Below are 22,287 nucleotides of genomic sequence, written 5' to 3' on the forward strand. Positions count from 1 at the left end.
GGTGTTCCTATGTTCAGCAACTTTCATTTTGACACGATTTATCGTGAACGGGATCATCGCACCCCTCTGGTGGTCATGATGTGTGGTGTGGCCGGCTCCGGGAAAACGACATTTTCTCAGCAATTAGAGAAGAATGGTTTCGTACGCCTTTCCATTGATGAAGAAATATGGGCGACTTATGGGCGTTACGGGATCGATTTCCCTATGGAAAAGGTGGAGGAATATAAGAAAGAGGCAGAAAGGAAACTGCGTAATGAATTAGTAAAGTTCATTCAAGATAAAAAACAGGTGGTCATCGACTTTAGTTTTTGGGACCGTGCAAGGAGGGACCAATACAAACAATTAATTGAAAAGTCCGGTGGTAAATGGAAACTGATTTACTTGAAAGTTTCCCCTGATGATTTGCGTGAACGCCTTAAAATAAGGAACAAACGCTTTGATGCAAATGCTTTCCCGATTACAGAAGAACTGTTGACTTCCTACCTGAATGGTTTCGAAATTCCTAATGGTGAAGGCGAAATGGTCATTGAGAATTGACTTCCTCTCATTTCGCCTTCATCATCTAATCCGTCATATACTCATTCACTAACTCATAACATCTATCCTTGGTCGACTCATATAAAGAGATGTACCAAGCAACATTCTCAAACGTCCCACCTTCATACTTCAGTCTCTCTTTCTCCGCTTTCTCTTCTTTCTGTTCGATCCATCTTAATTGTTCAGCTTTTAACTCCTTCATTACCTCTGGAGACAGCTCTTTTTCCAGCAGGGCGTAGATCTCATTCAATGCACCATCATACTTTTCGTAGGATACTCCATAATAGTTTTTCATCGCATTCGTGACACCTTTATCTGAATCCTTCTTATCTGGCATGGCATCAAGTTCTTTTTGGATGTTGTCGAGTTTGTTCAGGTAATCTTTTCTTCCCGGTACCTTTGTTTTGGGAGTACCACCCTCCTCCTGACTACTGTCTACCTTCGCGCTGCTATCTTCCATAGAGGATTCTTCAGATTGACTCTTTCTGTCGTTATCGGATGTAACTGTGTTTTCTGTAGATGAATCATTCGATTGAGAGGAATCATCTGTACTTGCTGGAATCGTATCAGGCTCAAGATTAAAAGCATCCTCTTCATTTGAATGGCTACAGGCAGACATGAAGACGACTAAAAAAGTTAATGCCCCAATAATAATTTTCCATTTTTTCATAATTACAGCTCCAATTCTTAAGTGATAATACTGGATTATTTTAACATATAAGGGAATGTCCTTCTAGCGAAGGTTCGTGGGGGCAGGTCCCATGGGAGAATTCTTAAAGAAGCATTTTCAGTACAGAATAAGCTCATTTATGGGTTTTATAAGAATTAAACCAAGGAATTTTTTAAAACTTCTTACCCTGTACATAGATTGTTAATAGTTTCGTAATATTTTCCCTCTAAGATGAAATCAACAGCAAAGATCAACCGCGAAAAAATCAATCGAGGAGGAAACAAGATGCTGGAACACAACAATCAAAATGAAGAAATGAAGCATATAGAATCAGACACTACGGAAGCCGTGAATAAAGAGGGAATGCAACGAAGCCCGAAGCCGAAGAAGCCTTTTAAAGGACGGGGATTTCTAAACACTGTAGGTGCCGGCATCATCGGTTCGGTCCTGACACTGACGGTATTGCCTCAAACCGATTATTATCAGAATCTGGCCCAGTCGGGCATCGAACAATCGGCAGGTGAAAACGGGCAGGTGGAGAGTTCGGATGATTCGGGAATCAACCCTACAACGGTTTCAACAACGGGTAGCGGCGATATAGCCAACATTGTGGAAGATGCCTCTGAATCGATTGTCGGAATCGTCAATTATCAGCAGCAGAATGGCATGGGCGGTTCACAAGAGGCTCAAGCAGGCACAGGTTCAGGCGTTCTCTTCAAGAAAGAGGGGGACAGTGCGTACATCATCACCAACAATCATGTCATTGAAGATGCTTCCAAGATTGAGGTGTCTCTCTATGATGGTGAAAAGACCGAGGCGGAGCTGATCGGAGCGGATCCCCTGACAGACCTTGCCGTATTAAAGATCGATGGGAAATATGCGGACAATCTGTTGGAAGTGGGGGATTCCAGTGCATTGCGTGCCGGTGAACAGGTGATTGCGATCGGAAACCCGCTGGGACTCGATTTATCAAGGACGGTTACACAAGGAATTGTAAGTGCCGTCGATCGTACCATTCCCGTGCAGACATCTAAAGGTGAATCTGAATTGAATGTCATCCAAACAGACGCGGCCATCAATCCCGGAAATAGCGGAGGGGCACTGTTGAATTCAAAGGGTGAATTGATCGGTATCAATAGCGCAAAGATCTCGAACTCTGGTGTTGAAGGACTTGGATTTGCCATTCCAAGTAAGGATTTTCTGCCGATCGTGAGTGAAATCATGGAAAAGGGGAAAGTGGAGCGCCCGTATATCGGAATCGGCATGACGAACCTGACCGATGTTCCACGCAACTACTTGGGGGATTTACCTAAGGAAGTGGAGAAGGGTGTCATTGTCGCCAATATTGATGGCACATCAGCGGCAGCCGAAGCCGGGATCAAAGAGGGCGATGTCATTACGGAGTTGAATGGAAAAGCAGTAGCGGATGTGGCCGATTTAAGAAGACAGCTATACGCTGACCTGAAGGTGGGAGATGAGATTGATTTGACCATCTTCAGGGGTGGAGAAGAAATGACGATCAGTTTGACTTTGACTAGTAATGCGATGGTTAACTGATTGATTGGGTGTGGTGCCGGGTGTGAATTGAGTGTGTGGTGCCCGGCACCAATTGAGTGAATTGTACCAGGTACAGATGAAGCGGATTGTACCAGGTACAGATGAAATGAATTGTATCAGGTACAAAAAAGTACAAAAGAATCGAACCGAAAATAGCACCTACACCTAAAAATAAAACTAAAGGAGTACGAATAAGTGGATAAAAAAAAGCGTTCGATCACGTTATGGAGTGTCATCGGAGGCATTGTCGTCGTAGGGACGATGCTTGTGATGTTTGGGTTTTCGAAGGATGAAGTGGTGGCGAAGGTTGGAGACAAGTCGATCAGTAAAGAGGACTTGTATACGACGCTTGTGGACCAGTATGGGGATGCGGCCCTGGATACACTGATTGCCGAGAAGATTGTGGAGCTTGAGAGTGATAAGAAAGAGATCACAGTCAAGGACAGTGAAATCGATGAGGAGCTGGAGTCCATCAAAGCTTCCTATGGGGGCGAAGAGGCGTTCAATGAGGCACTTGCCTCAAGTGGAACGAGTCTTGATAGTGTCAAAGAGAATATCCAATCGTTTTTGCTAACGGAAAAATTGCTGAAGGACAGAGTCTCGATTTCGGATGATCAAATAAAAGAATACTTTGAAGCGAACAAAGACTCGTTTGCTCAAAATGAGCAGGTAGAGGCAAGCCATATTCTTGTAGAAGATGAAAAAACTGCCCAGGAAGTGAAGACAAAGCTTGATGACGGAGGGGATTTCGCGGAGCTTGCGAAAGAATACTCCACTGATACCTCCAATGTCGAGTCAGGCGGGGAGCTAGGGTATTTTGCAAAAGGTGAGATGGTGACGGAATTTGATGATAAGGCGTTTGCCATGAAGAAGGGTGAAATCAGTGAGCCGGTTAAGACGGAGTTTGGCTATCATATCATCAAGGTGACGGACAAGAAAGAAGCGAAGGAAGCGGTTCTTGACGATCATAAAGAGGAAATAAAGGATATTCTGTTTGATCAGGCACTTCAAACGGAGTATGGGACTTGGTTCGAGGAACAGAAAGAGGAGTACAAGATTGAAAATATATTAAAAGATTCATAAACCGGCCATGGTTTGTTCATGGTTTGGTCATGGTTTGGTCATAATTCCCGGAAATACTGTTAGTGCAGCTGCAACCTATAAAAGGAGGAAATCAAATGAACAATAAGAAAACACTCACGTTGGCAGGCGTATTAGCAATCGGGATCGTGGGAGCTCTTCCCGCCTTTGCCGCTGAGGAGGATGGCGGAAAGTTGAACGGCTCGGCAGTTGTTAGCGAAAAGTCGGATCGGGCATTTGGCGGACACCACGGCGACGGGCACGGGAAGTTCCATCTGAATGAGGAACAATTGAAGGAAAAAGCCGAAGAACTTGGAATTGACAGCACCGATAAAGATACACGGGAACTCGCCAAAGAGATCATGGATGCTGAACTCGAAAAAAGAGCGAAAGAATTGGGTATTGAAACTGAAGGAAAAGATCATCGTGCCGTCATGGATGAAATCCGCCAGGCGGAACTGAACAAAAAAGCGAAAGAGCTGGGGATTAAAACAGAAGGAAAAGACCAGGAAGAGATCTTCCAAGCGGTGAGGGAAGCATTGCTTAAACAGAAAGCCAAAGAACTTGGAGTGGAAACCGAGGGCAAGGAACTAGATGAGCTTGCTGATGAAGTAAGGGAAGCAGCACTTCTGAAGCAGGCAAAGGATCTGGGGATTGAGACAGAAGGAAAAGAGCATCATGAATTGAAACATGAAGTCTTTGAAGCTTCCATTCTGAAAGCCGCCAAAGAACTGGGGATTGAAACAGAAGGCAAAACGTCCAAAGAACTGATGGAAGAGATTATGACCGATCATGCCGATGAAGCGAAGGAACTGGATTTCTTCCCATTCAATAAGAAAGAGGGCTTCTTTTTCCTCAAGGGCGGTAAGGGCCATGGAAAAGGTCCTCATGGATTTGCGCCTGAGGCAGAACAGAGTGAGGCACCTGCAGCCGGATCTGAAAGTGATACATTATAAAGGATGGAAATCCCCGCCAAGTGAGCGGGGTTTTTCGTTAGGATGAAACAATAGAATGAATCAGATAAAACGGCTATACTTTAGGTAGGGAGCCATGGGGACAGGTACCTTGGCACAGTCTTGTATAGGGGGCCACGGTACCTGTCCCCATGGTTCTAGGGAAAGGAGCGATATTTATGAACGTGTTGGTGGTTGAAGACAATAAGAGTGTCACGTCGATGCTTGAGATGTTCTTTATAAAAGAAGGCATTCAAGGGGAGTTTGTCCATGACGGGGCTGAGGGGTACCAGCGTTATAAGGAAGGGAATTGGGATCTTGTCATTCTGGACTGGATGCTGCCGGGGATGGATGGTGTGACCATTTGCAGGAAAATCAGGGAGGAAGGCTCACAGGTCCCGGTCATCATGCTGACGGCGAAGGACAGTGAATCGGATCAGGTGCTCGGGCTCGAACTCGGTGCCGACGATTATGTGACCAAGCCCTTCTCCCCCCTTGCCCTGATGGCCAGGATCCGGGCGGTCACGCGGCGATATCAAGGGGAGAAAAACAGTGGATCAAATGTCCACGATGTCACAACGTCCGACTTCCAAATCAGCAAGGAAACCCGGGAAGTTCTCCTGAAAGGCGTTCCCCTTACCAATCTGACGCCAAAGGAATTTGAATTGCTTTATTACCTTTCACGTCATCCTCGTCAAGTGTTCTCGAGGGAACAGCTTCTCGAACGGGTGTGGGGGTATGATTTCTACGGGGATGAACGGACGGTCGATGTCCATATCAAGAGGCTCCGCAATAAAATCGGCAGCAAGGAAAAGCCTTATCTTCATACGGTCTGGGGAGTAGGGTATAAATTCGACGAGACGGCGGTCGGGGATGAAAATTAGATATCTCTATCAACTGCTTCTAAGTCACACTAGCGTACTCATCATCGCCTTCATGATCCTCGGTCTCCTTTTTTCCCAGTATGTCGAAAATCTTGTTTACGAAAATAAGGTCACGGAGCTCCGGACGTATGGGGAGAAAATTTTGTCAGACCTTGAAAGACCAGGTCCGAGAAGACCTCTGTATCTGGAGGAATACAGCAACTTGCTTCATGCCCGGAACATCGATGTGATCACTTTCAACCGACAAGGGGAGGTATCCTTCTCCAGGGGAGGTGTGTACCCGCGGATTGAGCTCTCACAAGAAGAGTGGCAAAAAATCGAACGCGGTGAAACCGTCCCTCTGAAGAAAGATTTCGGACGGTTTGATCAGGCTGTATCCCTCGTCATCATGCCAAGGGTCATCAATGACCAGCTTGCCGGCGGACTGATCCTGATTTCCCCGATCAGCGGGACGAGGGAAATGCTGAGTGAAATCAATAAATATCTCCTGTATATCGTGCTCCTGTCACTGGCCATTTCACTTTTGATCAGCTTGTTCTTATCCAAGCTCCATGTAAAAAGGATTCAGCGGATCAGGGATGCCACTTCACGTGTGTCATCCGGTCATTACGATGTCCACGTCCCAAGCTCCAACTTCGATGAAATCGGAGATCTGGCCGAAGACTTTAATGAAATGGTGACGAAACTACGGGCATCCAAAGAGGAAATCGACAGCCTGGAGAACCGTAGAAGGCAGTTCATGGCGGATGTTTCACACGAGTTGAGAACACCTCTGACAACGATCCGGGGTGTCATCGAGGGAATCAGAAACGACATGATCCCCGAAGAACAGAAAGAGAAAAGCTTTGGTCTTGTAAGCGAAGAAACGAGGCGCCTGATCAGACTGGTGAACGAAAACCTGGATTATGAAAAAATACGCTCCAATCAGGTTGCGATCACGAAAGTAACCTTACCATTACTGGATGTATTGGAAGTCATCAAGGAACAGCTCGACTTGCAGGCTGAAGAAAAGGGGAACACCATCAATATTCTTGCAGATTCAAATGCCTTGGTGCACGCCGACTATGATAGGTTAATTCAAATATTGATAAACATCACGAAAAACAGCATCCAATTCACCTCTGGAGGAAGGATCACGATAGGCGGCTCCTCTTCCGGTACAGAAACCGTCATCGAAATCGAGGACACCGGAATCGGCATGGACCCCGAAGAAATCCGTTCGATTTGGCGCAGGTTTTATAAAGCAGATCTGTCTCGGACGAATAATCCATACGGGGAATTCGGTATCGGACTCTCCATCGTGAAGCAATTGGTGCTCATGCATGAAGGGACGATTGATGTCTTCAGTGAGAAAGGCAAGGGGACGAAGTTTGTGATTCGGTTGCCGCTATAAAGGGTTATGGGTGGGCAGGGAGGTACCTGGTTTTGTGGAGCCGCGGTACCTGTCCCCATGGTTCCCCATGAAAGTGAAATTTTTTTTAGTTGATAACAAAATCCATTCATTTTCGTTATAATAGGTAAAGAGTGAATTTTGCTACTATTAAAAATACGGAAAGTAGGGAAGAAATGCCGATGTATCATTCTGAGTTACTGACGGGTTTACTTCTTAACCTCCTTGTCATTTTAATCATTATTTTACTTATCAGCTTTCAGTATCTTTCCCGAAATAAAGTACATAAGCTTCACATTAAACCACTGTCGATCTATATAGTCAGCTCGCTACTCCTGTTGCTTAGTCTCGCTTTGAGTGTTCGATTGGAAGATGGATTCGTCTATGATTTGCGGTTCGTCCCTTTTTTACTTGGGGGGATTTACGGTGGGAACCGGGTATTACTTTGGCTAGCGATCACGATGATTGCGATCCGTGCGCCGATGCTGGGGCCGGGACTGTGGGTGACAGTGGTTATGGCGATTGTCTTCTCGGTATTGATCATTTATATGCGTCCGAGATTGGAGAACAAAGCATGGAAGACGAGGGTTTACTGGTATACGCTCTTTGCGTTCACTTACTCGGTTCTTTCATTGTGGATCCCAGCCCAGATCTTTGGTTTCGATTATTCAAGCTCGTTCCTGGTCTATTCTGCCGTTCTCAGCGGGTCGACGTTTTTTGTCTTTTACCTGTGCGAAATCATCAGAACGATTTATACTCTTCAGTTGGAAGCGATTAAATATGAAAAAATGCAGGTGGTCAGTCACCTGGCTGCGAGCATGAGTCATGAGGTGCGGAACCCGTTGACGACGGTGAAGGGGTTTCTTCAGCTGATTAATGAAGACCCTTCCAACGTAAGCACCAATAGCGAATTGTCCAAGGTGGCCGTCAGTGAAATCGACCGTGCCACAGAGGTGATCAACCAATACTTGAACTTTGCCAGGCCCCACCCGGAGCTTGAAGAGGAGGTGGAGATCCGGGAAGAAATCAACCGGACAAAGGAGATCATCATGCCTCTGGCAATCAAAAGAGGGATCGTCCTGAAGGCGAACATCCTGCATCACCATTCAATTGTAGGTGATCCCAACAAGCTTCAGCAGGTCCTCATCAACGTGATGAAAAACGGGCTGGAAGCCATGGGTACGGGCGGTACGCTGCGAATCTTCAGCTACCATGAAGGAAACAAGGTGTTCATTGTCATTAACGATACTGGAGTCGGGATGACTAAGGAACAACTCATGCGCCTCGGGGAACCCTACTTTTCCATGAAAGGAAAGAACGGGACTGGCCTCGGGATGATGACTGCCTTCCAACTCACAGAAGGCATGAAGGGCACCATCAAAGTCCTAAGCAAACCCGGCAAAGGAACCTCCGTCATCCTTTCCTTCCCGATCTATGAAGGAGAGCGAAACCCAAGTAGCCTTACACAAACAACCACGGTCCGTCCCTCACTGCGTTAATGCTTTAGTAGAGTGAGGGACGGACCTTGGTTTTGTGGGGGGGGTCATCAGTCCCGTGCGATCCCTGCGATACAGGTCCATTATTTTTCTGCAATGACCGCGACAGTTTGATACTTTCTTGAATCCGGGCCATTCACTAGTGTTATATTTTTAAAGCCGGCCTTTTTCATTAAGGGGAGTAATTGGTGGTCTACCATTTGATTTACTCCGCTCCAGGTCTTTCCATTCTTGCCGTTACAGAGTGTGATCGTTATGGAGCCGTTGTTCTTCAGGACCCTATGAATCTCAGAGATGGTTTCGAACGTCAGGTCCCAGAAATAGATCGAGTGAATACTATACACCTTCGTGAACATGTCACTGCCTAAAGGGATCTTACATACATTGCCCTGTATGAATGCAGCCCGCCCCTCATTGATGGCCAGTCTATTCCTTATCCTTGCCGAGCGGAGAATGGACTCTGACAGGTCGAGTCCTGCAACGAATTCGACATCGGCTAGTTTAAGCAATTGTTTGATGGCGTAGCCTGCTCCACACCCAAGCTCCAATACCCTTTCTTCCTTCGTTATCTTTAGTAAGTCCAGTGTCCATTGTGTTTCTGTTCGGTGTTGAATGGCCATCTTTTCCCCAAAGTATTGTCCCAATATCCCCTTAGGCAATCGATATTGATGATCAGCATACTCCATTAATTTTCTTACTATCATCTGATACATGTCCTCCCTATATAAGGAATCTTAAGATAAGAAAAGTATAGTATACTCAATTTATTAAACAAGATGATGATAGTTATAGTTAGTATAAATTTTTTTAATAGAAGAGGGGGGTTTTCTTGGATATTAATCAATTAGAGGCTTTTGATCATGTCGTACGGTTGGGGAGTTTCAGTAAGGCTGCAAGGCATCTGAATCTTTCTCAACCTACGATCAGTGTGAGGATACAGGGATTAGAGAAAGAGGTCGGAAGTGGTCTATTTCATAGAGTTGGGAAAAGGGTTGAATTAACAGATGCAGGGAAGGGGTTCTTACCGTATGCGAGACAAGCCATCGAGCTAGTAGCGAACGGGATTGAAAAAGCTCGCCTCATACAAGAGGGGAAAGCTGGTCATGTTACAATCGGAACCCTCTCTACATTCACTTCCGGGGTATTCAGTTCCGTGATGGCTCATCTCAATACACGGTTTCCTGATGTTCATGTCGAAATACACACGGGGCATAATCAGGAAATCATTGAAATGCTGTATGACGGATTTATCAAGCTGGGCTTAGTGACAAACCCCTACCATAATACAGATCTAAAAACGATCCTTACGATGAAGGAACCGCTCACTTTAGTTGCGCACCCTTCTCATCCACTTGCCTCTGTATCGGATGAAAGTCGTACATCCCTTGAGATTATAGAGAATAGTGATCCCTACATAATAGTGGACTGGAGTACAGAAAGTAAACATTGGCAAAAATCAATGACTCATCCAGGTCTGAACTTTATGGAATTACCTCCGTCTACTGCTTTCGATTTGGTTCTTTCAGAAAATGGTGTAGCACTTTTAACAGAATCGATGGTTAAAAAAGAATTGGAAACAAACCAGCTAGTGAAATTACAACCAGTGGATTTTCCCTTATTATATCGAGAGATTGCTTTGGTAAGTCTGGATTCTGAAAGGAGTTTGTCCCCTGCTGCTAAGACGATTGTAGAGATCTTTAGATCGCGGTCCGCGATAACCTCAATATGAAATAGTCTCCAATAGAAGGATTGTAAAGAGAAAAAGGAGAATGATAATGTAAGTTTGTTTCAAAGGAGGAGGGCCAATAAGTGAACTGTAAAAAGGTAAAAGAACACTTCAGATTTGTAGGCATGAAAGGAAAGGGAGCTTTTGCGGATTTCGGTGAGGAGATCCCGAGGGCAGCCCAACAATTTCTGCTTCGTTCAGGTGAAATGGAACAGAGCTCCGGTACGGAAATGGCCATTTATGAACCAAAAAGGGATGCAGCTCATCTTGAAGGCACTTATTATGTAGGCATGATGGTGAACCGGGTCCCGACAGATGTGCCGACAGGGATGGATACGATGGAATTAAAGCAAGACTATGCTACCGTCAGTGGACCTATCAGCCAAATCGGCAGCTTGCACGACATGTTAGTGAAATGGACAGTCGACAATGGCTATAAAAGAAATCCGGACGCATTTATTGTTGAGACGTATCATCCATTGGAAAATGGAGAGGAGAACGTTGAGATTTTCTTGCCGATTCATTCATGAAATCAACAAAAATTATAGGCGATGTGCTCTGTAACTCAGTTCTAATGACTGAGTTTTTTTGTGACTGGCCGGGACAGTGGGGACAGGTCCCTTGTCCCAGCACATCTACTCCGTTCGGATGTTAGTGAAGAGATTAAGAGATTCACACTTTCATGACCATTCCCACGATTTTCACCGGGCAAATGGATGTTACTTCTATGTATTTTACATAAACAAAACGGCTATTCCAATAAACAGGAAAATCATGAGGATCGATAATAGGATTACTCTTCTATTCATGGTAGCAACCTCCTCAGGTGATGAAGTTATACTCATTTTACCATAGATTCTTTGGGCCTTGATTCAGGTTTACTGATAACACATCGAAAGACGGAGGAGGGACGGTGTCATTTGACGGGTCCGGCAAGCAGGGAGCCCACAGGTTAAAACGCTGAAAGGAAGGTGCCATCTTGCAGGATATAAAAAGCTACAGTACATTCAGGAAAATTGAACCGATCAATAAGGGTTGGTCTAGCGACAAAAAATACTACATTGAAACCGATACGGGGGAGAAGCTGCTGCTCCGTACGGCTGATCGTTCAGCATACGAGATGAAGAAAAGCGAGTTTGAGATGATAAAGCGGCTCTCTGTTAAGGGCCTTCCCATGTCGCAGCCGATCGAGCTTGGCATATGCGATAACGGCCATTCTGTCTATTCGCTTTTTACCTGGTGCGAGGGAGAAGACGCTCAAGTTATGCTGCCGAAACTCACGGATACCGAGCAATATGAACTAGGGCTTAAATCGGGGCGTATCCTGAGGGAGATCCACTCGATTCCCTCGCCTGATGACCGAGAGGATTGGGAAAAGATATTCAACCGTAAAGTGGATAGCAAGATCAATCAGTACAAAGACTGCCCCATTAAGATAGAGGGGGGCGACCTCATTATTGCCTATATAGAGGCGAATAGGCATCTCCTTCGAGGGAGGCCGCAATCGTTTCATCACGGTGACTATCATGTTGGGAATATGGTCATTTCACAAGATAGGGAACTCTCCATCATCGATTTCAACCGTCATGACTTCGGTGACCCGTGGGAAGAATTCAACCGCATTGTGTGGAGCGCTTCTGTCAGTCCTCATTTTGCCACCGGCCAGCTTAATGGTTATTTTAACGGAAGGCCGCCGGAGGAGTTCTTCAAGCTCATGGCTTTTTACATAAGCAGCAATATGCTGTCGTCCGTTCCCTGGGCCATGGCTTTCGGTGAGGATGAGGTGAATGTCATGAAGGAACAGGCGAAGGAAGTGATGAGCTGGTTTGACGGGATGAATCATCCGGTGCCGACCTGGTATTTGGAGAACTTTTCTATTCAGTACATCAATCAGATCCCATACAAATTAAAGTCTCCCTTCGACCTCTCGTTCATCGAAAAATACGGGGAGGTTTTCAAAGTCTACGATGATCAGGATTCAGGCAATATCTGCTTTGGGGTGAAGGACGGAGATGAGAGGTATTTCATTAAATTTGCCGGTGCACCGACAGAGAGGTATGCAGGCAAACCGGAAGAGGCCATAGTGGATCTTAAATCCGCCGTTCAGGTTTATCAAGATTTGGCACATCCTCATTTGATCAGGTTGATCCGAACGGAGGAGGTCGGCGGAGGGTTTGCCGCCATCTTTGAATGGACAGATGGAGCGTGCATGGGGAAGATGTATCCACTATCCAGGGAGAGGTTCTTGCAGATGCCGGACAATACCAGGTTCGAGGTATTCGCCGACATCCTGGACTTTCATATCCACGTGATCAAGCAGGGCTATGTAGCCATCGACTTTTATGACGGCAGCATCCTGTATGATTTTGACAAGGAGGAGACCTTGATCTGTGATATCGATCTCTATTCCAAAAGACCCTACATCAATACGATGGGAAGGATGTGGGGTTCGTCGCGCTTTATGTCGCCGGAGGAATTCACACGTGGTGCAGAGATTGATGAAGTGACGAATGTGTATGGCATGGGGGCTACCGCCTTTGCTTTGTTTGGCGGGGAAAAAGACCGGTCCATGGAAAAATGGCGGTTGAGCAAGGAGTTATATGAGGTAGCGTTGAAAGCGGTCAGTGATGAGAGGGAGATGCGCCAGCAGTCGCTAGCGGAGTTTAAGTATGATTGGAATCGGACGAGGATTGTTAGGCGTTAGGATAGTAAATACAAAAGAAACCAACAGGGGGACGCTTGTGGGGCAGCCCCATTCCTTCATCGCCCATTAATCGTCACATTTAACAAAAATCCCCTAACCAACTACCCGGACCTTCCTGTTATAGTTATAGTACAATGAAGGTTGAAATAGAGTAGAGAATGAATGTCTATTAATATAGCGATGGTAGGGGAAATCACTCATGACACTAAAAAAGGTGAAAAGCATCCTGTTCATGCTTCTTGGATCGGTATCCCTGGGGCTCGGGATTGCCGGTACTGTGTTACCCGTTCTGCCGGGCGGCCCGTTTTACCTATTCGCGGCTTACTGCTTTGCAAAAAGCTCCAAGCGGATCGATCGTTGGTTTAAGGGCACAGTCATATATGATAAATATGTTCTAGCCTTCCTTCAAAAGAAGGGGATGACAAGGAAAGAGAAGATCAGGATCAACGTGACGGCCGATTTCTTTATTCTGCTTTCAGTCGTGTTCGTGGATATCCTGTTCGTCCGGATCATCTTGATTGGACTCGCTTTGTATAAACATTATTATTTTATCAAGAAAATCGAAACGATCTATCCGGAGTCGTATCAGGTGGGGAAGAGCCAGTAATCAATGGGGATTACTGGCTTGCAATGAGCCGAGGAGTTACTAAAGACAATGCTGAAAAGATATCAATTAAAAAGCGATTTCAGAGGGTTCACAAAGGGGTCCGAATTTTATTTGATTGCTGAATCTGAGTATATTGGCATCAAGGAATTTGTTTTGCGAACGAAAGATCTATCCATCAGAATGATTATCTCTGAAAGGGAAATGGAGAAATATTTTTTTCCTTTGAAATGATGCAGCTTAAAAGATTCGTCGATGAGACGAGTCTTTTTTTATGGCAAGATAAAGAACCTTTGAACCTGGCATGATTATGAAGGAGCCAAGGGACCTGTCCCCCTGGTCCCCCTAATTCACCCTTTCACCAAACCATCCAAAAATCCGCGAATCTCCTTATAAGCTTTCATCTCATTCCTCTTCTTCGAAAATCCATGTCCCTCATCCGTAAAAAGAAGATACCTCACATCAATCCCTTTTTCCTTCAGGTGGTTTACGATACGCTCGGATTCCTCCGTTTTCACTCGGGGATCGTTCTGTCCATGAATGATGAACATAGGTGTATTCATATGATCTATATACGTAATTGGAGAATCCCTTACCAGTTTGTCGTAATCTTTCTCGGGGTTTCCCACCAACTGATTCATGAGGGGCTTCCAGCTAGCCGGAACGTTCTGTAAGAAGGTGAGTAGATTGGATATGCCAAAGATGTCGACGATGCCACAGAAATACTCCGGGTGTCTTCCGGCAAGGAGGAGGCTCATGTATCCGCCGTAGCTTCCACCTAAGGAAAAGATCCTGCCTTTTTCCGCGATTCCTTCCTGCAGCAGCCAATCCATTCCTGCTACACAATCGAGCCTCGGTCCATCCCCCCAGTTCTGTTCCACCATCTTTTCAAAGGAGGCACCGTAGCCCTTGCTGCCCCTGAAATTCGGGGCGAAGAGTGTGTATCCGCTTTGTACAAGGTATTGAAATAATGGTCTGTACTTCATGCGCACTGCCTGCTGGGGACCCCCATGAGGCAATAAGATTGTATAGCCGTTCGGATGTTGAGGTCTGAAAAGCAATGCTTCGATAGTGAGTCCATCATAGCTTTCATAGTGGACGATGTCCGGCTTGATCAAACTTCTTTCCTGTATGCCAAGCACTTTGGTATTGGTCACCCGGGTCCATTCACCGTCTGGATCCCTTTTGAAAATCGTATCGGTCCTGTCGGCGGACTGACCTAAAACAAAAAGCATTCCTTTCCTTGTGACCATCATTTTTTTGATGATATCACAGGGCGTGTCGATGGGTTCCAGCTCCCCATTCGTAACATCATATTCATATAGCCGATCACTCACACCCTTTTCCGTGGAAACGACCAAGGAATTCGCACTGAACTGGATGGAGGTGACTTCCTCCTTTTCCAAGGTAAAGACGGGCTGAAATTCGTAGGTTGAGAGATTAAAAGAAGCGAGATATGAAAATTCCTTTTCGTAGTTGGTCGTAAAATATACGGTATCGTCAGCAATCAGAACATCACGGATGATATGGGTGATACCGGGATCCGGGACAAGTGGGATTCTTCCTTCAGTGGATTGATAGAATGCTGCTACATGGGTGTTGGAGTAAGTCTCCGTAAACATATATGTCCCATCGGGAGAAACGGCTGCAACCACGATTGGAGCGCTTTCCCCTTTTTGGATCAGGGTGGTTTGGTTGGTTCGTACATCCGTTTTGTAGATATTCAATAGTTGGTTTTCGTGATTGGTAGAGTAGACGATTTCATGATTCGTGGTAAAGCAGGCATGATAACAGGTGGAACTTGATTCTCCTTCATTGAGAGGCAGGGGCGTTCCTCCTGACATGGGCAAATAATGCAGCTGATAATTTTCATCACCATCCTTCTCAAAGGTAGCGACTATGTAATCTGAGCCGATATGGATGAGGCTGCTGTTCTGGTTGATGGTCGTCAGCGGATAGGGAAATGAATGGGGCAAATCCATGGCCCACAGGTTATATTCCCCGTTCAGGTTGGTGCTGAAGACTAGCTTCTCCCCGTTTTCATTTACACTAAATGTGTTGATTTCAATGGTTTGAAAGTATTGTTCAACTTCAGGTGATGGCATACGGATAGGACATTCCTCCAGATGGATTAGGTATAGGTATATTATTCCATTTATAAGTGAGGGATTCAATCATTAATAGGTGTTGCCCAACACCTGAATATTTGAAATAATTGACATTGAGGGAACATAAAAAGTAAGGAGGGGAGGAAATCCAATGATGTATTTTTTTATTTTTGTCGGAATTCTGGTCCTTTACTTTGCTATCAGGATTTGGATCGGTTCCAGGAAGATGGAGTTTTACGGAGATAGCATAAAGAATACGTCCCGAAATCCAAGGGATGAAGCATACGAAAAGTCCGCCCGGCATTCCCAGCAGGCCATGAATCAGAATCACCATTCAGGAGGCGGACCGAATGTTTGACGGGTATGGGAAGTTTCATTTAAAAAGAAGTATGATGGCCGTTGTAATCTTTATAGCCATCCTTTCATCATTAGGCTGCCAGAATGATGGAACGGGAGTCATTGAAAGTGAGAAAGCTGAAGCCATTGCCATGGAACAATTTGAAAAAGATGTACAGGAACATAATGATTCAAGCTTCAAAAAAATCAGTTTGGATAACGTGGAACTCCTTTCGAAAGAAACCCATTTCAGCAGTAATTCAAAGGCTTGGGAAATCACGTTTAACTACAAGGATGGGCTTACGGGAGAAGGGTCCGCGACCAACTCGATTGCTCATTATAGTGTTGGACCTGGTGGAGAAATCATAGAAAAGTCAACTTCATTCCAGTGAATGAACGCAAGAACCACTCCTTTCATGAGTGGTTCTTGCGTTCATTTTTTTTCTAAGCGACCTGCCCCATGTGATAGAAAATCCGACACGCAGGCTCAATTATGACTGGAAGTGGCCCGATTATTTAAATCCGGCAAGATTTAAAAATGATCAGGAGTTCCTATCCCTGATCATTTTTTATAACCCCAACCTAACATGACGATTGGACCAAAAATGATTCTCTTTTGCAGGCAAGTGGGGAGAGAGGTCTTGGATGGCCCTATTTCTATCGGTAAGAAGTGCGGAATAAAAACCCCAATTGTCCCACGTGCTAAACCATTATAGAATTCTACTAACATCATTCGTTTTGAGTACGATCACTTCTTGCTACTTATCTATCTTCTATCATTCTACATCACTGCATCATCGCGAAGACCTGCTACTTCTTTATCTATCGACATCATACATACCTTCAGCGAGACTAATTTATTATTTTTCATGAAATGAAAAGTGAATGTAGGAAGAGGAGGATAACTGATGGAGAGCCAATGAGAGGTACGCACCGATACAAAACAAAGTCAATCCAATCGAGAAAGGAAAGATGGAATTGAAACCATTCAATGCAGTCACAACGAGTTTCCTGGCAACGAGTTTACTGGTAGCGGGGATTACGCCTGCGTTTGCCGAAGGGAACTCAAAAGCGGAGGACAAGCTGGAACAGTATTTGCAACATGCGACACAGGAGGATCGCGAGCGTATTCATGAGGGGCAGAACCAAGCGGGAGAGAAATTCGTTTCTCCGGAGATCAATGTACATTCCAATGAAGAGATTGCAGTCATCGTTCAGTTTTCACAAGATCCTGCAGAGGTGGAAGTGAAGAAGAAAGAGATGAAGGGGGAGAAGGTATCTCTTCAAGCAGCCAAAGTGAAAGTACAGAAAGTTCATCAACAATTTAAGGAAAAGGTGAAGAAGAAGCAGGCGAAAGCCAAAGGAAAGTCTCCGGTTCAAATCGGTACGGAATACCGTCAGGCCTTTAACGGGGTCGCGATGAAACTGCCGGCCAGTGAAGTGAAGGAGCTACTAACATACGATGAAGTCAAAGCGGTCTATATAGATGCGGAGATAAAGGTGGATCCCGTTCCTTTTAGCGGGGAGACCACGGATTCTTCACCAGCGATGGATAGCCTTTCACAGATATCCGCACCGGCTGCTCACGCTGAAGGCTTTACAGGGGAAGGAATTAAAGTGGGGGTACTGGATACGGGGATTGATTACCACCATCCTGACTTGAAAGAAGCGTACAAAGGTGGATATGATCTCATCAACAATGATGATGATCCGATGGAAACGACGTATGAAGACTGGCTGGATTCAGGTCTATTGGAGTACCATCCACTGGGGGGATCAACGTATTACACCTCGCATGGCACCCACGTAGCTGGAACGATTGCCGGTCGTGCCGGGAATCAGGATGGAATCGGGGTCAAAGGAGTGGCTCCCGATGCAGATATTTATTCGTATAAGGTATTAGGTCCTTACGGAAGCGGGGCTATGTCAGTAGTCATGGCTGGAATCGAGAAGGCCGTAGAAGATGGGATGGACGTCATCAATCTATCACTTGGCGGTTCCTCCTTCAGTCCATTGGATCCTACTTCGATTGCCATCGACAATGCCATGCTGTCAGGGACAGTAGCCATTGTGGCATCAGGAAACTCCGGGGATGACCAGTATACGTTGGGCGCACCCGGTACAGCGAGTCTCGGAATCACCGTAGGGGCAAGCGATTATTCAGTCACCGCTTCCAAAGCGGAGGGAGCTCTTGTAAATGGATCAGATAGCATGGAACTTTCAGATATGCGTTTACTTGGGAAGGATTTTGGCTCTTTAGATGAACTCCTGGGCTCAGAAGCTTCCATTACTTACGTAGGGATAGGACAGGCAGCTGACTACGAAGGGAAAGATGTAGAAGGTAAAATCGTCTTGATTTCAAGGGGAACCAACGGTGTGAATGAGAAGATTTATATTGCCAAGGAACATGGAGCGAAGGCAGCGCTTATTTTCAATAACAACCCCGATGAAGGGCATATCCCATATTATTTTGGGGAAGAAGTGAAATTCATTCCGGGATTCTCTCTCACATATGAAGATGGACAAGCCATCCTGGAATCTATAAAAGATGACAGCACTTTCTCCTTCAACCATTTCGAAGAGTTTCAATCTGAAGGGGACCATCTGGCTGGATTCAGTTCCAGGGGACCGACGAGAATCACCCATGATATCAAGCCGGAAATCGTTGCACCGGGTGTCGGTGTTTATTCCTCTGTTCCAAGCTATATGCAGGGAAGCGAGAATATCGGCAATTATGATGTCGCATACAAACGGGCGTCCGGAACATCGATGGCAGCGCCACACGTAGCGGGAGCAGCTGCTTTACTTCTTCAGGAAAATCCTGACTTGAAGCCGGAAGATGTGAAAACTGCCCTGATGAATACAGCGGATGAAGTAAAAGGGGACACAAGTGTATTTGAGCGGGGTGCCGGGCGGATCGATGTGTATGAAGCCATGCATGCCGATGTGGAAATCGAAGTGGAGCATGAGATCCTGACGGCATCTCCTCATTCCGAGGAAACTCATGAGGATGAAACGCACGATCACACAAGTCACTTGGTGGACCAGATCGTCGAGCATAGCGGTGACCTGAGCTTTGGAGGTATAAGCAAAACAGGACAGAATCTATCTGAACGTCTATCGGTCACCCTTCATAATAACAGTGAGGAGCAGAAAAAGTTTGCCATCTCGTTTGAAGAGAATGGGATCGAGGGAAACCAAAGCATGAAAGAAAATGGTGTCAGTCTGTCGTTTCCTAAAGCTGTGAATGTGAAAGCCGGAAAAGACAAGGATCAGAATGTGTTCTTGAACATCCCAAAAACGGCTAAGCCGGGATTCTATGAAGGGATGGTGACGTTCACGAATAAAGAGAACCCGGATGAGGTGTATCAGCTGCCGGTGGGGTTCCGCCTGCTGGATACAGGAATCAAAGAAGTTACGGCCCACTTCACTTCCTTCACGACTCGACGCGATTTCAATCATGGTTATATGGGGTTCTCACCGATTACCTTCTCACTGAATAACGGAATGGAGAAGGTGGATATTGTCCTGAAGGATGCAGATACCGGAGAGGGCCTTGGGGTGATCGATTCATTCCCATTTTATTTACCGGAAGACTATCTCTATGGAATTGAATTTGGATTCGTCGGTCTGTACTACCCGTTCACGGGAAATGCAGATAACCCGGTAGCCTATTCAAAAACATTGGCTCCTCCCGGAAATTATGAAGTCGAAATCGTCGGGACGGATTCCAATGGGAAGACCTATCGAAAAAACGACAATCTGTTTATTGAAAACACGCTGCCGGAAGTGAGCACAGAACAAAAGGGCGGAGTGTACGAAGTATCAGATGAAGGTCTTGTGATAAAAGGGAACATCTATAATGAACAGATCGATAAGATGAAAGCATACGGGGAAACCTTTGATCAGTCCACGAATACAGTCAATATGCTGTCTTCCAGTCCGTACAGCATGACTCCTGTAAATGTGGATGGGGAAGGAAACTTTGTAGCTCCACTGCAACTGCCTGAAGGAAAAGAGACAGGGAAATTCACCCTGCATCACTATGACCAGGCCGTGAATGGAATGCAGGATCATCCGGATCAGACGTATGATCTGATTAAGGAAGGGACGCCATATGCAAAATTGACGTCTTCCAAGAGCGATGTGAAATACGGGGAATCTGTCACCTTGCACCTTTCCTCTCATCACACTTCCATTCATGGAGGTACCTTTGATGTCCGTTATGACAATACGGTCTATGAAGGATTTGACGTAACCATCAGCGAAGAACTTCGGGCATTTGCAGATGAGCAAGGAGTAGAGATTGTGACAGAAACAAACGATTCCGTTGTATCGGGAACGAGAACGACCATCCCTGTGACCTTGACGGTAAACGGGGAACTGAATGAAGCGATACCAAACGGGATGAACCTGCTCGACATTCAAGTGAACGTGAAACAAACACCGGATACGTATAAAAAATGGATCTATCCGATCGAATTGACGAAATCTGAAGTCACTTCTTCACAAGGGGAAACCACCATCATTCGATCATTCGGCAAGGGAATCAACATCCTTCCGACCCATTCCCAACTTGAAGGCGGGTTCTTACCGGAAGGATTCACCAATGGCGTTTGGTTCCGACCTGGCCTGGATATGTCTTCAGTTGGAGCCAAGGTAAGCTTATCGGATCAATCGGGGAATGTTCGTGATGGCAGCATCAATCAAAGGGCTAGATATACCTTTAAAGAACTCCCGGATACGGATGAGGAATATGATATCAAGATTACCCTCCCCGGGCACTTTACACGTCATGCAACCGTCAGCCACTTAGGAGACGAATTCAACGGTGAGCCGACTGGACGGATGACCTATATCTTCTACGCAGAAATCCAAGCGGGGGATGTCACCCAGGATGATGTCATCGACGTGATGGATGCCATCGAGGTCCAGAAGCATTTTGGAACCGACCACCGCGCGGCAGATATCAATTATGATGGCACCGTGGACAAGGCCGACCTGCAGTATATCATTGACAACTACCTGGTGCAGAATCCGGATGTTCCACATCCTCCTGCAGCAAAGACAGAAGTGGATGGGAAAACATTAGATGATATCGTTGCAGAATTGAATTAAGATACGTTAAACGTTTTTTAAATTAGCTTTCTAGAATGAAAAAGAGGCTGTCGATCACACATTGACAGCCTCTTTTTCTGTTCTTCCTTTATCTGAGGAAGGGGGCAAGTATCAAGAAAATTCGACATCAGGGATCAATTATGTAACGAAGTGAATCAATTAATCAAATTAAGGTTCAATAAAACTAAAATGGGATTAATTATCTGAGAGAAGGATTGAAAATCATCCAAACCGGATTAATTACTGGTCTTGTCCTTGAAAGGGAGGGGAGATTTCAGACTTTTATTGAGATGGACTCTTCATATAAGGCAAGAAAGAAGGAATTTTTTCTTCAAAGGGAGTATATATGCCATAGAAATAAGAATAAAACGCTTAAATAGGATGTGAAACATGTTAAAAAAATGGATGCTCCCCATCCTGATCGTACTAATGTCTGCCATCTACCTATTCGTCATTCCACCAGAACCTTTGTCATTGAAAATCGTCTTTAAGCTGATCCCGATGGTGCTCATCATTCTCTACGCATTACGTCAGCTGCCTGCCAGACCAGCACCGGCCATGCGCCTCATCGTCATTGGCCTGTTTTTCTGCATGTTGGGTGACGGGTTTATTGCCTTGTCATTTATAGCGGGTCTCGGAGCTTTCCTCATCGGACACGTCTTCTATTTGATGGGCTTCATCAAAATGTCCCGTATCAACAAGTCACGCCTCACCGCTTTACTGCCGATTGGGATGTATTCCTTCATCATCGGCCGACAATTGATTGCCGCGCTCCAAACAAATGGAAATGAGGGACTCGTGCTCCCCGTCGTTGCCTACATGCTGATCATTTCCCTGATGGCCCTATCCGCGATCCTGACCGGCAACCTATGGGCAGCTGCCGGAAGCATCCTGTTTGTCATCTCGGACTCCATCCTGTCATGGAATATGTTCGTGTCAGCCATCCCTTATTCGGATGTCTTGATCATGACAACCTACTACTCGGCACAGTTCCTGATCGCCACCAGCCTCGCAAGCATAGGGGATACGGTCAGGTATGAAGATGGAAAAAGGATCTCCATGTAATCAACGCGTGCGTCTGGCGAGAAATTCCGTCAGGCGTGTTTTTATGACAAATTGTGAAA

Annotated in this window: 18 protein-coding genes and 1 pseudogene; 16 read left to right on the plus strand and 3 right to left on the minus strand. The window is 45.6% G+C overall.

The genetic code is table 11. The features are described 5' to 3' along the window. Positions 1-9: 9 nt before the first annotated feature. A complete protein-coding gene (locus ACCB35_RS04350) occupies positions 10-537 on the plus strand; it encodes an AAA family ATPase (RefSeq protein WP_374055907.1) in 528 nt (175 codons plus the stop codon). Positions 538-562: 25 nt separating this feature from the next. Here the strand turns inward: ACCB35_RS04350 and ACCB35_RS04355 are convergent, their stop codons facing one another. Further along, complete coding sequence (locus tag ACCB35_RS04355) at positions 563-1,207, minus strand: lysozyme inhibitor LprI family protein (RefSeq protein WP_374055908.1); 645 nt, start codon at positions 1,205-1,207, stop codon at positions 563-565. A 285-nt stretch (positions 1,208-1,492) separates the two neighbouring features. Here ACCB35_RS04355 and ACCB35_RS04360 point away from each other — a divergent pair, with 285 nt between their 5' ends. The 6 genes from ACCB35_RS04360 (at position 1,493) to ACCB35_RS04385 (ending at position 8,570) form a co-directional block, all read left to right on the plus strand. Next, the gene (locus tag ACCB35_RS04360; protein WP_374055909.1) at positions 1,493-2,764 is read left to right on the plus strand and encodes a S1C family serine protease; all 1,272 of its coding nucleotides are present in this window, start codon (positions 1,493-1,495) and stop codon (positions 2,762-2,764) included. Positions 2,765-2,959: 195 nt separating this feature from the next. Next, entirely contained in the window at positions 2,960-3,847 is an 888-nt protein-coding gene (locus ACCB35_RS04365) for a peptidylprolyl isomerase (protein ID WP_374055910.1), read from the plus strand. A 95-nt stretch (positions 3,848-3,942) separates the two neighbouring features. Beyond that, a complete protein-coding gene (locus tag ACCB35_RS04370; protein ID WP_374055911.1) occupies positions 3,943-4,800 on the plus strand; it encodes a hypothetical protein in 858 nt (285 codons plus the stop codon). A gap of 176 nt (positions 4,801-4,976) precedes the next feature. Beyond that, positions 4,977-5,681: a winged helix-turn-helix domain-containing protein gene (locus tag ACCB35_RS04375; RefSeq protein WP_374055912.1), complete on the plus strand. Its 705-nt coding sequence runs from the start codon at positions 4,977-4,979 to the stop codon at positions 5,679-5,681. Continuing rightward, positions 5,671-7,074 carry a sensor histidine kinase gene (locus ACCB35_RS04380; RefSeq protein WP_374055913.1) on the plus strand — a complete coding sequence of 468 codons (1,404 nt, stop codon included), beginning with the start codon at positions 5,671-5,673 and terminating at the stop codon, positions 7,072-7,074. Before ACCB35_RS04375 ends, ACCB35_RS04380 begins: the two co-directional genes overlap by 11 nt. A gap of 179 nt (positions 7,075-7,253) precedes the next feature. Next, positions 7,254-8,570, plus strand: a complete 1,317-nt coding sequence (locus ACCB35_RS04385) for an ATP-binding protein (protein WP_374055914.1) — start codon at positions 7,254-7,256, stop codon at positions 8,568-8,570. A gap of 80 nt (positions 8,571-8,650) precedes the next feature. On the opposite strand, the gene ACCB35_RS04390 is transcribed toward ACCB35_RS04385, so the two are convergent. Continuing rightward, positions 8,651-9,271 carry a class I SAM-dependent methyltransferase gene (locus ACCB35_RS04390; RefSeq protein WP_374055915.1) on the minus strand — a complete coding sequence of 207 codons (621 nt, stop codon included), beginning with the start codon at positions 9,269-9,271 and terminating at the stop codon, positions 8,651-8,653. Between the two features lie 125 nt (positions 9,272-9,396). On the opposite strand from ACCB35_RS04390, the gene ACCB35_RS04395 reads away from it, so the two are divergent. The 5 genes and pseudogenes from ACCB35_RS04395 (at position 9,397) to ACCB35_RS04415 (ending at position 13,604) form a co-directional block, all read left to right on the plus strand. Beyond that, positions 9,397-10,296 (plus strand): LysR family transcriptional regulator, encoded by a 900-nt coding sequence (locus ACCB35_RS04395; RefSeq protein ID WP_374055916.1) that lies wholly within the window; start codon positions 9,397-9,399, stop codon positions 10,294-10,296. Positions 10,297-10,376: 80 nt separating this feature from the next. Continuing rightward, complete coding sequence (locus ACCB35_RS04400; protein ID WP_374055917.1) at positions 10,377-10,823, plus strand: effector binding domain-containing protein; 447 nt, start codon at positions 10,377-10,379, stop codon at positions 10,821-10,823. Positions 10,824-11,272: 449 nt separating this feature from the next. Further along, positions 11,273-11,983, plus strand: a pseudogene (locus ACCB35_RS04405) (aminoglycoside phosphotransferase family protein); the annotation flags it as partial. Positions 11,984-12,154: 171 nt separating this feature from the next. Beyond that, the gene (locus ACCB35_RS04410; RefSeq protein WP_374056946.1) at positions 12,155-12,997 is read left to right on the plus strand and encodes a serine/threonine protein kinase; all 843 of its coding nucleotides are present in this window, start codon (positions 12,155-12,157) and stop codon (positions 12,995-12,997) included. A gap of 199 nt (positions 12,998-13,196) precedes the next feature. Next, entirely contained in the window at positions 13,197-13,604 is a 408-nt protein-coding gene (locus ACCB35_RS04415; RefSeq protein WP_374055918.1) for a YbaN family protein, read from the plus strand. A 347-nt stretch (positions 13,605-13,951) separates the two neighbouring features. Here ACCB35_RS04415 and ACCB35_RS04420 read toward each other — a convergent pair whose 3' ends face one another. After that, positions 13,952-15,706 (minus strand): alpha/beta fold hydrolase, encoded by a 1,755-nt coding sequence (locus ACCB35_RS04420; RefSeq protein WP_374055919.1) that lies wholly within the window; start codon positions 15,704-15,706, stop codon positions 13,952-13,954. Between the two features lie 154 nt (positions 15,707-15,860). Here ACCB35_RS04420 and ACCB35_RS04425 point away from each other — a divergent pair, with 154 nt between their 5' ends. The 4 genes from ACCB35_RS04425 to ACCB35_RS04440 all read left to right on the plus strand — a co-directional run bounded on the left by ACCB35_RS04425 (position 15,861) and on the right by ACCB35_RS04440 (position 22,228). After that, the gene (locus ACCB35_RS04425) at positions 15,861-16,067 is read left to right on the plus strand and encodes a hypothetical protein (protein WP_374055920.1); all 207 of its coding nucleotides are present in this window, start codon (positions 15,861-15,863) and stop codon (positions 16,065-16,067) included. Further along, positions 16,060-16,437: a hypothetical protein gene (locus ACCB35_RS04430; RefSeq protein ID WP_374055921.1), complete on the plus strand. Its 378-nt coding sequence runs from the start codon at positions 16,060-16,062 to the stop codon at positions 16,435-16,437. Before ACCB35_RS04425 ends, ACCB35_RS04430 begins: the two co-directional genes overlap by 8 nt. Before the next feature lie 586 nt (positions 16,438-17,023). Continuing rightward, complete coding sequence (locus ACCB35_RS04435) at positions 17,024-21,163, plus strand: S8 family serine peptidase (protein ID WP_374055922.1); 4,140 nt, start codon at positions 17,024-17,026, stop codon at positions 21,161-21,163. 390 nt (positions 21,164-21,553) lie between these two features. Beyond that, positions 21,554-22,228: a lysoplasmalogenase gene (locus ACCB35_RS04440; protein ID WP_374055923.1), complete on the plus strand. Its 675-nt coding sequence runs from the start codon at positions 21,554-21,556 to the stop codon at positions 22,226-22,228. Positions 22,229-22,287 lie beyond the last annotated feature (59 nt).

Origin of the sequence: Rossellomorea sp. FM04394, from assembly GCF_041889765.1 — a bacterium.
In the GTDB taxonomy this organism is placed as follows: Bacteria; Bacillota; Bacilli; order Bacillales; family Bacillaceae_B; genus Rossellomorea; species Rossellomorea aquimaris_B.